This is a genomic window from Paenibacillus sp. 2TAB26 (assembly GCF_052115145.1).
Classification (GTDB): Bacteria; Bacillota; Bacilli; order Paenibacillales; family Paenibacillaceae; genus Pristimantibacillus.
The window spans coordinates 23,715-35,711 of record NZ_JBFRGC010000009.1 but is presented as its reverse complement, the minus strand read 5'-3'; the positions used below and the strand labels follow the sequence as shown (position 1 = coordinate 35,711).

General features: G+C 43.6%; 11 protein-coding genes. 8 read left to right on the top strand and 3 right to left on the bottom strand.

All coding sequences use genetic code 11. The annotated features are described in order from the left end of the window. Positions 1-62: 62 nt before the first annotated feature. Positions 63-827, top strand: coding sequence for a metallophosphoesterase (locus AB4Z50_RS11450; protein ID WP_441878933.1), 765 nt, complete (start codon positions 63-65; stop codon positions 825-827). Between the two features lie 20 nt (positions 828-847). Here the strand turns inward: AB4Z50_RS11450 and AB4Z50_RS11445 are convergent, their stop codons facing one another. Next, positions 848-1,735, bottom strand: coding sequence for a helix-turn-helix domain-containing protein (locus AB4Z50_RS11445; protein ID WP_441878931.1), 888 nt, complete (start codon positions 1,733-1,735; stop codon positions 848-850). Between the two features lie 125 nt (positions 1,736-1,860). Here AB4Z50_RS11445 and AB4Z50_RS11440 point away from each other — a divergent pair, with 125 nt between their 5' ends. Next, positions 1,861-2,637, top strand: a complete 777-nt coding sequence (locus AB4Z50_RS11440) for a phytanoyl-CoA dioxygenase family protein (RefSeq protein WP_441878929.1) — start codon at positions 1,861-1,863, stop codon at positions 2,635-2,637. Positions 2,638-2,946: 309 nt separating this feature from the next. Then, positions 2,947-4,302 carry a dicarboxylate/amino acid:cation symporter gene (locus AB4Z50_RS11435; RefSeq protein WP_076267838.1) on the top strand — a complete coding sequence of 452 codons (1,356 nt, stop codon included), beginning with the start codon at positions 2,947-2,949 and terminating at the stop codon, positions 4,300-4,302. A gap of 171 nt (positions 4,303-4,473) precedes the next feature. Here the strand turns inward: AB4Z50_RS11435 and AB4Z50_RS11430 are convergent, their stop codons facing one another. Together AB4Z50_RS11430 and AB4Z50_RS11425 are read right to left on the bottom strand one after the other, a co-directional pair. Beyond that, positions 4,474-4,752, bottom strand: a complete 279-nt coding sequence (locus AB4Z50_RS11430) for a hypothetical protein (protein WP_339207766.1) — start codon at positions 4,750-4,752, stop codon at positions 4,474-4,476. A 50-nt stretch (positions 4,753-4,802) separates the two neighbouring features. Continuing rightward, entirely contained in the window at positions 4,803-5,099 is a 297-nt protein-coding gene (locus tag AB4Z50_RS11425) for a DUF3055 domain-containing protein (protein WP_179089790.1), read from the bottom strand. A 125-nt stretch (positions 5,100-5,224) separates the two neighbouring features. Between AB4Z50_RS11425 and AB4Z50_RS11420 the strand changes: the two genes are divergently transcribed. From AB4Z50_RS11420 to AB4Z50_RS11400, 5 genes are all read left to right on the top strand, one after another. Further along, entirely contained in the window at positions 5,225-5,911 is a 687-nt protein-coding gene (locus AB4Z50_RS11420) for a GntR family transcriptional regulator (protein ID WP_441878926.1), read from the top strand. A 156-nt stretch (positions 5,912-6,067) separates the two neighbouring features. After that, positions 6,068-7,222: a Gfo/Idh/MocA family protein gene (locus AB4Z50_RS11415; protein WP_441878924.1), complete on the top strand. Its 1,155-nt coding sequence runs from the start codon at positions 6,068-6,070 to the stop codon at positions 7,220-7,222. Positions 7,223-7,235: 13 nt separating this feature from the next. After that, positions 7,236-8,477 (top strand): PmoA family protein, encoded by a 1,242-nt coding sequence (locus tag AB4Z50_RS11410; RefSeq protein ID WP_441878922.1) that lies wholly within the window; start codon positions 7,236-7,238, stop codon positions 8,475-8,477. Between the two features lie 137 nt (positions 8,478-8,614). Further along, the gene (locus AB4Z50_RS11405) at positions 8,615-10,831 is read left to right on the top strand and encodes a helix-turn-helix domain-containing protein (protein WP_441879428.1); all 2,217 of its coding nucleotides are present in this window, start codon (positions 8,615-8,617) and stop codon (positions 10,829-10,831) included. Between the two features lie 262 nt (positions 10,832-11,093). Next, positions 11,094-11,987 (top strand): ABC transporter permease, encoded by an 894-nt coding sequence (locus AB4Z50_RS11400; protein ID WP_441879426.1) that lies wholly within the window; start codon positions 11,094-11,096, stop codon positions 11,985-11,987. Positions 11,988-11,997: the final 10 nt, after the last annotated feature.

Below are 11,997 nucleotides of genomic sequence, written 5' to 3'. Positions count from 1 at the left end.
CAGGCATTTACTCCTTTGGATAGATTAACTCAGAATTGGTTTCAATGATTAGGAGGACACATTTGGCTATTATACTAACGCTCGGAATAACCGTGCTTCTCTTGTACCTGCTCTTTATCTTCCCAACCCAGTGGTTGAAAATCGAAAAAATTACACATCCCATTGGCATTAACAAATGCATATTGCAAATAAGCGATTTGCATGTAGACAGGCTGCGCATAAGCACAAAGCGAATTCAGCATGTCATTGCCTCCGTGCAGCCTGACTACATTTTTCTGACCGGCGATTATACGTATAAAGAACACTATTTGACGCGGGTAGGCTATTATCTTAAAGCTATAGCAGACAGCGGAATACCTGTCTATGCAGTGCTCGGAAACCATGATTATGAGCTTCCGCGTTTAAAGAAATTGCTCGATCTATTTGGCGTTTATGGGATTAAGGTGCTGCGTAACGAGAATGTCATGCTCGATGATTTTCAGCTTGTCGGAATCGACGATGACTGCTCTCATCATAGCCGAATCTTACCTTCATTTAGAGGTATGGATGATAGCAAGCCTGTCGTCATTATGACGCATGATCCTAATGTCGTTCTAAAAATTAATCGTCCTTTTCAATATTTGATGGCCGGTCATCTGCATGGGAAGCAGCTGAACGTGCCGTTCTTTTTTGCATTAAAGCCAAAGGGCCCGTTGTCCGTGAAAGGAATCTATAAAGGCCTTCATCACAATAAGGATGGCACCTTTTACATTTCCAAAGGCATTGGTCAAGCAGGCGTTAACGCAAGGTTTATGGTCAGAAGCGAGATTACGATTCATGACCTATAATCAATGAACTAGAGTTACAACTAGTCATCATCGGTATTTCTGCGGCTGGCTTCTCGAAAGGCAGCTGGAGGAATGCCTTTTGCTTCGGCAAACGTTCGGGAAAAATAATGTACGGATGAGAAGCCGCAGCGCTCAGCGATGGTTTTAATCGGCGTTGCTGTTTGTGATAGCAGCTGCTCCGCCACGCGGACTCGCTCATGTCTAACAAGCATGGAGAACGATTCATGAACGCTTTGCGAAAAAAGCCTAGATAGATGGCGCTCCGACACATTAATGTAGCGGGCAACCTCCGATAAGCTCAAATTAGCGCCTAAATTATCGCGTATGTACAGCTTTGCGCGGCTAATGAGGATAGCTGCATTGGATGCGGGCAAAATGATTTCTGTATTTTTGTTCCTCCCACCTACAATTGTAGGAAACGTTAGGATCAAGGCATGTGCCAGCTGATTCAGCAAGGCGATTGGCACAGCGAACATTTCTTCGCTTGGAATGAGCAGCGATTTCCAAATTTGAGCTGTTGGAGAATGCTGCTGGTTTTCAATCCAAATCGTGCCGCTGTTTAAAGACTGATTGTAATATTCGAATTCATCCGGCTTAGAAAGCTTCTCATCGAGCTCGTAGGCAACATATAATAAATCCAATTGATCTACATCTCTTATTTGATGACGGATATTTGGCCGCGAGCAAAAAAGCACGCCTTCATGCAGAGGATAAGCCGTTCCGCCTTCCTCATAAATACCGGTACCTCCAGCCACGTAACAAACCTCAAAAAAAGAATGCTTATGAACAGCATTTGCAACAAGCTTTGGTACCGCTCCCCAATAATAAACATGGATGGTCAAGCTCTCACCTTGCAGCAATCTTGCATATCTATTTAAGCGTTCTTCGCTTTTTGACCAAACGTACATATGAACGATCAGCTCCTATGGCGTAATAATGCAAAATTATGTCGTTAACAGGTAAATACGATTGCACTATATCCTATCTATAATTAAACCATATTCACATTAATTATACGATAAGGGGAATGAACATGATCACTAATGAAGATGTGCAATTTTATAAAGAAAATGGTTACTTGCTTGTTAGAGGCGTGTTTAACAATGAAGAGGTAGTAGAGATGAGAGCGGCTGTTGAGCGGGTTATTCAACGAGCGGCGCTTGCTCAGGCAGATCATAACCACGCATGGCAAGGAGATTTCCTCCCGCCAGAGCAGCTTAAGAAGCTCGTTCTGAAAGGCTTCCATGATGTGCATTATCATGATGCCTCCTTTACTAAGGCAGTCATTCATCCGAATATGGTATCCGTACTGAATGGAATCATCGGTCCCAATGTACAGCTTCATCACTCCAAAATGCTTGTGAAGCCGCCTGCGAATGGAGCAGCATTTCCTATGCATCAAGATTATCCATATTTCCCTCATAACGACCATTCGATGCTTGCTGCAAGCGTTCATCTTGATGATGCCGATTCAGAAAATGGCTGTTTAGCGGTTATCCCAGGTTCTCATTTGGAAGGACCGCTGAATCATGTGGGAAGACATTATCTCAACCATAAGGAATATCCAATTTCATCTGGAACGCTTTGCCCGGCGAAAGCAGGGGATGTGCTGTTCTTCAACTATTTGACGATTCATGGATCGGATGTTAACCGCAGTGACAGAACGAGAAGAAACGTTTTGTTCCAATATCGTGATGCAGCCGACAAGCCTTCTGTAAATACTCATTTTGATTGGGGCATGGGCCTTATGGTTAGTGGAGAAAATCTTGATTTCAACAATGTTAAACCAAAATTTGAAATTACGGAGTAACTAATTATACTGAAGTTACGCCACTAAGAGACGTATACAACCGGATGCAAAAGGTTGTTATACGTCTCTTTTTTGTGCGAAGTAATACTTGAAAGAGCTCTACATATTTATAGTATCGAAACTCCAAAAAGCTAAACGAATATTTCTCTGGAAGCTGTGGAAAAATCATATTGACATAAGTTTGAGAACGATGATATATTTGTTTCTGCAAAGTAGAGTATTCTTATCGGAATTAAAACGAAATTGATTTTAAGAGTTAATTTTTGCTATTAATCATAATGTGTAGACAGAAAGGATGATTGTTGTATTATGGAAAATAATTTATTGACAGCAATTGAAACGAACTGGATCAGTTTAGTTGTATCAGCAATAATACTTGGCGGTCTTTATTTTATGGCCAAAAAACGTGTAAGCTTCGGAACGAGGGTATTGGTCGCACTTGGCCTTGGCCTTGTAGCAGGTATCATTTTTAACAACTTTAAACTAGATACTGAGGGCGTAGGTACGATCGGCTCCATCTACATTAATTTAATTAAGATGATCGTTATTCCGCTCGTATTTGTTCTCGTTATTAACAGTATTATCTCGATTACGAATCTTGAGTTTCTACGCAAGCTTAGCGTTAAGACGATCAGTTGGTTTCTTGCAACGACAGGTGTAGCCGCAATTATCGGACTTCTAGTAGCATCTGCTATTAATCCGGGTGCAGGCTTCGAGCTTAAAACACCTGAAAATTTTGAAGCGCGTGAAGTTCCAAGCTTTTTCAAAGTGATATTGGATCAAGTGCCTTCGAATCCGATTAACGATGCTGCAGAGGGTAAAGTAGTGCCAATTCTTATTTTCGCACTATTCATTGCTATCGCAATCGTTAAGGTAGGAGCAAAAAATCCGGATTCTGTTCAACCGTTCAAAGCGTTCATTCAATCGGCAACAGTGATTATGCACCAGGTTGTTAAGTTCGTTCTTCGCTTTACACCGTATGGTGTGTATGCCTTGATTGCAGTTATGGCTGCTAGATATGGTTGGGAAACACTCGAACCGCTTGCCATGTTAATTCTTGTAACTTATATCGCATTGCTCTTGCATTTTGTATTCGTCTTTGGCGGCCTTGTATCTTTTGTCGCTAAGGTTAATCCTTTGAAATTTTTCAAAAAAGCATATCCTACGGTAGCGGTAGCGTTCACAACACGCAGCAGCTTTGCAACGCTTCCGGTCAATCTTGAAGTCATTACGAAGCGCCTTCGCATTTCACCAAAAATCGCGAGCTTTGTAGCACCGCTTGGCGCTACAATGAACTTTAACGGCTGCGGCGGGGTTTGGCCGGCTGTTGTAGCAGTATTTATCTCACAAGTTTACGGTGTATCGCTTACTGCAACAGATTATGTACTTATCGTACTTGTTAGTGTAATTTCATCAATTGGTGTAGCAGGCGTACCAGGTCCAGCTTCCATTTCGACAACAGTTGTATTGACAGCAGTTGGCTTACCACTAGAAGGTATTGCACTCGTTGTTGCTGTTGAATCTCTAATTGATATGGGTCGTACGGCTGTTAATGCTACGGGTACTACGGTTACTGCATTGCTTGTAGCAGATTCCGAAGGCGAATTCGATCGTGAAGCATTCAACCGCGGTGACGAAGATGACCTAGAGCTTAATCCTGCATAAATCAACGTATAAATAAGATTGGAAAAAAGCCCTTGGAAACACGTGATATGACGTGTTATCCAAGGGCTTTGTTTAAATATAAGAAAGTATATAATTTTCTCATACTTATCTTATATTTCACCGTCAAAGCTACTTCAGCGTCTAAGGACGCCGAAGGCGTTTTTGCTTGGTTTAAGGTTCATCATGTACTTCAGGAAAATCATGGTCGTATTCATCTTCACCTGGATAGTCACGAGGCATTCCTGCATGAAGCGCTCGATTCTCATAAGCGAAGCGATTGGATGGTCGCTGATCCACTCTCCAAGGCGTACTTTTTCCTAGCGATTCCATCAGCAGATCAGAGCCATACGGTCCATCCGGAAACTCCTCCGGAATGAGATCGTTGCGCTGCGATTCTACTGTTGATACATCTGTATAGGGCTGGCGATTTTCAGGAACAAATCGATCCATCAGCAGACTCCTCTCAAATGGTATTAGTTTACCATTTCAGTGTACCCTGATTAATCGGTAAAATGCACCGTTCCAACAACAAAGTATAAGAATTGAGCGAGCTCAGCCGCTTCTTCTTCTGTCAGCTTAAACGTATGTTCAAGATAACCTTCCTCTTCAAGGTCATCAGGACCGATAATCGCTGTTTTGCCAAACTGAAGGTCAGTAATTAGTTTTTTGCCGTAAAAACGGCTAGTGGAAGTAATAGCAAGGTCGAATCGCTTCAAGCTAGGTCCAATAAAAGTGACGTATCTTGTAGACGTTTCTTCCGTGGAATCGGACATAAAATCAAAATCAGGCAACAGCATAAAGTATAGCCTCCAATTCATTAATACAATCATTATACAATATTATGTTCTGCTTTGGCTTATTGCAGTTTATACAAGCTATGGTACATTAGTAATAGCAGTGCCATCAGGAGGGATACAATGATATGAACTACAATTCCGAATCGTCGCGTGATGCAAAAGGATCTATTCGTGACTATGTATATGATAAGTTGAAATCAGATATATTGGATTTGAAACTGGAGCCGGGTCGTTTTATTTCAGAAAAAGATATAATCGAGATGCTGAAGGTGAGCAGAACACCCATTAGAGAGGCATTCGTTAAGCTTTCGCAAGAGGGACTTATTGAAACGATACCCCAGCGAGGTTCATTTATTTCTCTTATTGATCTGGATATGGTGGAAGAGTCACGCTTCGTGCGGGAAACGCTGGAAAGTACAATCGTCAGGCTGGCATGCGAGCAGCTTAAGGCTGAACAAGTGCTGCAGCTGCTAAATTTGATTGCCCTGCAAGAGCTCTGTATCGAAGAAAAAAACTATAAGCGATTGTTTGAGCTCGACGATGAGTTTCACAAAACGATTATCATCGGATGTGGGAAGCTCCGCACATGGAAGCTGCTTCAAGAGCTTAGCGCCCATTACCAGAGGGTGAGGATGCTGCGCCTTGCTGCAAACGATGATTGGCACATCATTTTGAGCCAGCACCGTGCAATCGTAACGGCAATTAAGGACAAGGACGCAGATGCGGCGGAAAAAGTGATGCATGAGCATTTGAATCGTTTTCAACTGGAGAAGGATGAGCTGAAAGAGAAACACCCCGCGTATTTTAAGTAATCATGTACAATGAAACGGCAGGCATCCTCATAGGAGGTGTCGGCTGTTTTTTTGATTTTGCTATATATATTCATATAAAAAAGGCATATGCACTTGTCTGAATTAATTGTATACTAGTATTATCAGTTAAGAAAATGACTAAGGAGATGGAATTATATGATTCGTGTTGCGATTATTGGAACCGGCTCAATATCGTCTGCTCATATCGAAGCTTATCTGGCACTTGGGAACCGCTGCAGTATTGTTGCTTTATACGATATTAATGATGCAAGCGCGCAGGACAAAAAAAAGAAGTTTCAATTGAATTGTGAAATTGTAAACGATTACAAAAATTTGCTGTCGCGTGATGATATCGATTTGGTTTCGATTTGCACGCCGCCCTATACACACGCTGATCTTTCCGTAGACTTCCTGCAAGCAGGAAAACATGTCATTGTCGAGAAGCCAATGGCATCTTCACTGGCTGAATGCGATAGAATGAACGAAGCCGCTGCCGCATCAGGAAAAATTCTTTCTGTCATAAGCCAGAATCGATTTGGCGATGCGGTCATGAAGCTTAAGAGCGTGCTTGATTCTGGGCTTGCAGGACGAATCGTGCATGCGCAGGTTGATTCCTTTTGGTGGCGAGGATATACATATTACGATTTGTGGTGGCGCGGAACTTGGGAGAAGGAAGGCGGAGGCTGTACGCTCAACCATGCCGTACATCACATCGATATGTTCCAATGGATGATGGGTATGCCTGATAAAGTGACGGCCATTATGGCTAATACTTCCCATGATAATGCGGAAGTTGAGGATTTGTCGGTAGCGATTTTGTCCTATCCGCGAGCGATTGCTCAAATCACAAGCTCCGTCGTTCATCACGGACAAGAGCAAAAGCTTATTTTCCAAGGTGAGAAAGCGCGGGTATCGATGCCATGGCAGGTGACCGCTTCATCTGCACAGGAAAACGGTTTTCCTATTGAAAACCCGGAATTGGAGCGGCAAATTGCAGCTGTTGCAGATGGTACAGCTTCCTTAACCTATGTAGGGCACAAAGGTCAGCTGGATAATGTTATAACCGCGATAGAAAACGGCAGCGGTGAAGTACTCGTAACGGGAGTGGAAGGAAGAAAAACGCTTGAGCTTATTACTGCTATTTATCAAGCTTCCAGCACAGGGACAACTGTTGAGCTGCCTATTCGACCAGACAGCCCTTTTTATACACGGGAAGGGATTATGGCGTCAGCGACTCACTTCTATGAGAAGAAAAACTCCGTTGCAGCGTTCAGCAGCAATCAAATTACGGTAAGCGGAGAAAGCAAATAGGAGGGGATCCGATATGACGTTCGACGAATCGCTGGAGCTTTCCATTCATGCAGGCACTCCGCTGCCAGCCGTTGTTCGAGTAGAAATGGAAGAAACAATGTTTAAGCGGCTTTTGGAATGGTCAGGAAATTGTAATCTATTCGCAGTTAATCATTCGGCAGGTCTTTCGTTTGCATGTCAGTTAAGCCCGTATGCCATGTCAGCAGGGCCGCAAGGTGCAATTGCTGAATGTGCGCTTTATATACTGGTACAGGACGTTTCATTGCCGCTGGAGACCCATTTGTTATTTGAATTAAAAGCTGCTTCAACTGCTGCTCCAGTAGACCTGAAGCATAATCCTTGGAGCGAGCTGCCTGGGGTGTATCTCGATCATCAGGAAGATAATGCGAGAGTTGTCGTAAGCATTGAGGGTAAACTTTTTACTCGGTACCTATATGCGGCTACGAGTGCGAAACCTTACTTTTACCCCTTAATCGGACCGCATGGAAAGACACTGATCCATGATGGGCCGGACGATCATCTTCATCATCACGGGTTATGGTGGGGACACGATGATGTGAACAGTCATAAGCTGTATCACGAGTTTCGCGGTGAAGGCAGGCAGGTGCACCGGACATTTGTTGTGCTTGCAAGCGGTCCTGTTTTTGGGCAAATGACGGCACTGATCGACTGGTTGGATGAGAATGGACGCCTTCTTCTAACGGAAGCTCGAAGTGTCCGCATTTATAATCTGCCTCCAGAATCGAGATATATGGATCTAACAACACAGTTGTATGCCGTGAACGGCGATGTCCGGTTCGGAGATACCAAAGAAGGCGGATTTCCATTTATTCGCGTTAACGAGCAAATTAGCGGACACCATCGAGGTGGCCTCACGTCTGCCGAAGGGAAAAAAGGTGAGGCGGACATTTTTGGTTCTGTGACGGAATGGGTCGACTACAGCGGTGAACTGTTTCTCAGCATGCAGCGAGACGGAGATGAAGTGGTCAAGCAGTACACCGAGGCAGGTATTGCGGTTTTCTCCCATCCGGAAAATGAAACTTTTGCTTCTCAATGGTTTGTTCGTGATTATGGCCCTTTCACACCTGCGAATTTCCATTTCTGCGGCGGTAAGCTTTTGCCAGGTGGAGATGCAATAACGATGAAGCACCGTATTTACATTCATGAGGGGAACACAGAAAAAGGCGGAGTAAAGGACAGATACAGTGAATACGCCGAACATGACCGGCAGCTAGCTTCATGGTCTAAGGCATAATCAACAACTGCATGGAGGAGGCCGCGTATTCGCGGTTTCTTTCCTTTGCAGGTAGAGGTTGGCTAGAAGCAGAAAATAGAAACATCTCTCTAATTGTAAGCGCTTCATAAATGGACGGGAGGTTGGTTCATTTGAAGATGAACTGGTATTACCGGATGATGCTGTCGTATACACCGATATTTTTCTTTGTTATTTCATCAGTTATCTTTTTGTTTTTTTCAACGTTAAATCATTCGTCGGAGAAGAAGTATTTAGAAACGAATCAAGCGATCGTGGAGCAGACGATGCAAAATGTGGACGCCAACTTGCAACTGATTGAGCGCAATGTGGTAAGGGAAATGCAGACGGACAAAACGCTGCAAGCCTTTTTTAATGAAAAGCCCAAGTCACTGTATGATTACTTCGTAATTCAAAAAAAGTTAGTTGAAATATCCTCATCTTTGCCGTTCGTTAATTCCATTTATATTTACAGTGATCATATTGGAAAAGTATTATCCGAAGCAGGGATGGTCAAGCTCGAGGCGTTTAAGGACAAACCTTTTTTCGATTCGCAACAATCAAGATCGGCTGCAATGGGCTGGACGAGCCCAAGAGAGTATAGTCAATCTATCCTTGATGATTCCACTCGCAAGGTTGTTTCACTCGTAAAGACTTACCCGTTCGCGTCTGATAAGCAGGGAGCGGTGGTCGTCAATCTTAATGTAAGCTCCATCATCGATTTTATGAATCAATTCAATGGATACGGCGGCACGATTCAACTTCTCGATTGGGAGAAGAAGCCGTTTGAGTCCGCTCTGCCTTCTGCCAAGGAAGGCGGTATTTATGCCAGCTCCCCATACACCGGTTGGCAATTCTATGCAGACAGCGTGCATGCCAACGAATTTTCCGCCCTCTCTTTGTTTTCCAACATGTGGTTTATTATCGTATTTATCATCATCATACTTGCCTTAGTATGGTTTACTTTTATTACGCATGTCTCTTACAAGCCGATCCAGACCATCATGGGTAAAATCGACGGATATGCGGCTCGCAAAAGCCAAGAGCTTGGCATTAAGATGCCCCGAAATGAGTTCAAATTCATCGAAACTGCCATTGATCATTTATTAAAGAAATCGATTGATTATGAGCATCTGCATAAAGAGGATTTGCTGCTCCGTCAACGGAATCTCCTTCAGGAGCTGCTTGTTGGACGATCCATGCTGACCGATCAGGAATGGAAAAAGCAGGCATCGGCACTTGGCTTGCCGCATTCCTATGAATGGCTTGGCGTCATTGCTCTAGAAATTGACCATTTTGCCGCATTTACCGATAAATATAAAGCCAGTGATCAAAACCTGCTGAAATTTCTTATTGAATCCGCTTTTCGAGAGCTTATGCAGCAGAAGGAATTTCAGATCCCACACGTATGGACAGAGCCTCAGCGAATGGCTTTTGTTGTCCTTCTACAGCAAAGCTCAGAGTCCATTCAAGATAGGCTGGTACAGGTATGCGAGGAATTCCGCAAGTGGATGAACGAGCATTTGGAGTTAACCGTATCTTGTGGAATTGGGAACTTCGTCCATTCCATTCATGATATTGCGGCCGCTTACCGCAGTGCTTCTGAGAATGTATCCTACAAAGCTGTTTTTGGCACAAACAGCGTAATTGATAGCCGGTTAAGATGTACAAAACAAACTGGAGAGACACTTCTTTGCTTTCAATCCATATTGGAGCTGTCACGCTCTTGCCGGATGGACGACGGGCAATCGGAGATTAAGCTGAGCCGAATTTTTCTTAAGTTGAAAGGCATGTTAATCTCGCGCGCGGATATTGAAGCGTTCATTCATAATCTAATCCGCCAGCTAGAGAAAGATATGGAAGCATTGCCAAATGATATCGGGACGATATGGAGCAGCGAATACCGAAGCAGGTTCAGGCAAATCGCCCAGCATGCTGAAACGATCGACGAACTTGAGATTCAGCTTACGGCTGTTTTGACTGAACTTGCGGGCGATAGGGATAAGAAAAGGCTGAATGGCAAAAATCATACGATCGCCCTCCAAACGAAGGAATACATCGACCAGCATTACACTGATCCGAGCTTGTCTCTCGTTCAAGTCAGCGAGAAGTTTGGTCTAAGCGCGAGAAGCGTTAGTCATTTGTTTAAAGAGGAGCTTGGCGAAAATTTTATCGATTATTTGCTAAAGGTAAGATTCACACATGCGAAGAACATGCTGCTTGAAACAGATGAGCCTATCCAATGGATTGCAGAACAGGTGGGCTACACACACGTCATTTCCTTCCACCGCGCTTTCAAAAAATTGTTCAATCTACCGCCAGGTGAATATCGAACCATTTATCGGTTAAACGAATGAATGGCAACAAATCTGCCGAATTAATCGGCAGATTTTCTTTTTACTTCCGTAAAGGTTAATCGTCGGAAAATGGTAAAGTCCGCGTGAATAGCGGGATTTCCGATTATGTTAAGCCTCTGATTCTTGTTAATATCCGATTTCTTAATCGCGTGTTACATTTGGAACCAAGCCGAAATATTTGCTTCCAATAAGAGTTAGGAGGTCATCCATGCAGATTGCAACGGAACGCCAGAGGAAGGTCAAAAACGTGCCGCGCGTTCGCATGAAAGCGCTGTACAGGGATTGGCAGTTATACCTGCTGCTGCTTCTGCCCTTGGCGTATTTTATTATTTTTAAGTACACACCAATGCTGGGCGTCGTAATTGCATTTAAGGACTACAACATGTTTCAAGGCATTTTCGCAAGCCCTTGGGTCGGTTTCGAAACGTTCCGGGAAGTATTTCAGATGGATGGTTTTTACAATGCGCTCCGCAACACCTTTCTACTCAATTTCTTGGATCTTGTCGTAAGTTTTCCGATTCCAATTGCACTAGCGATACTGTTAAATGAGCTTCGTATAAAATGGTTCAAAAAAGGCGCGCAGACGATTCTTTATTTGCCTCATTTTATATCATGGGTCATCATCGGCGGGATGGCTATTCAGCTGCTGGCGACCAATAACGGTATTGTCAACAATCTGCTGAAGTCGTTAGGGATGAAGGTCATTCCTTTCCTTACGGAGCCTGTATACTGGGTGCTGACATATTTAGGCATAGGTATTTGGCAGAGTGCAGGGTGGGGAACGATCATTTATCTCGCTGCTTTAACGGGAATTAACAAGGATCTTTACGAAGCGGCAGATGTAGATGGTGCAAGCCGAATGCGTAAAATCTGGCACATCACGCTGCCGGGCATCAAGCCGACAATTATCATTCTTCTCATTATTAATATTGGTCATATGGCCAGCATTGGATTTGATAGACCTTTTGTACTTAGCAATCCTCTCGTCACCGATGTGTCTGAGGTCATCAGCACGTATGTATACAAAATCGGAATTCAGTCCGCACGGTATACAATAGCAACGGCTATCGGTCTTTTCCAAGCGGTTGTAGGTCTTATCTTCCTGCTGTCGGCCGATTATATTTCCAGAAAAGTTAATGATCAAGGCATTTGGTAGGAGGGCAGAT

What these genes read in the sequence shown, in the direction of transcription:
- AB4Z50_RS11445 (WP_441878931.1), bottom strand. Translation starts at nt 1,735, where the DNA reads ATGTACGTTTGGTCAAAAAGCGAAGAACGCTTAAATAGATATGCAAGA.
- AB4Z50_RS11440 (WP_441878929.1), top strand. Translation starts at nt 1,861, where the DNA reads ATGATCACTAATGAAGATGTGCAATTTTATAAAGAAAATGGTTACTTG.
- AB4Z50_RS11435 (WP_076267838.1), top strand. Translation starts at nt 2,947, where the DNA reads ATGGAAAATAATTTATTGACAGCAATTGAAACGAACTGGATCAGTTTA.
- AB4Z50_RS11430 (WP_339207766.1), bottom strand. Translation starts at nt 4,752, where the DNA reads ATGGATCGATTTGTTCCTGAAAATCGCCAGCCCTATACAGATGTATCA.
- AB4Z50_RS11425 (WP_179089790.1), bottom strand. Translation starts at nt 5,099, where the DNA reads ATGCTGTTGCCTGATTTTGATTTTATGTCCGATTCCACGGAAGAAACG.
- AB4Z50_RS11420 (WP_441878926.1), top strand. Translation starts at nt 5,225, where the DNA reads ATGAACTACAATTCCGAATCGTCGCGTGATGCAAAAGGATCTATTCGT.
- AB4Z50_RS11415 (WP_441878924.1), top strand. Translation starts at nt 6,068, where the DNA reads ATGATTCGTGTTGCGATTATTGGAACCGGCTCAATATCGTCTGCTCAT.
- AB4Z50_RS11410 (WP_441878922.1), top strand. Translation starts at nt 7,236, where the DNA reads ATGACGTTCGACGAATCGCTGGAGCTTTCCATTCATGCAGGCACTCCG.
- AB4Z50_RS11405 (WP_441879428.1), top strand. Translation starts at nt 8,615, where the DNA reads ATGAACTGGTATTACCGGATGATGCTGTCGTATACACCGATATTTTTC.
- AB4Z50_RS11400 (WP_441879426.1), top strand. Translation starts at nt 11,094, where the DNA reads ATGAAAGCGCTGTACAGGGATTGGCAGTTATACCTGCTGCTGCTTCTG.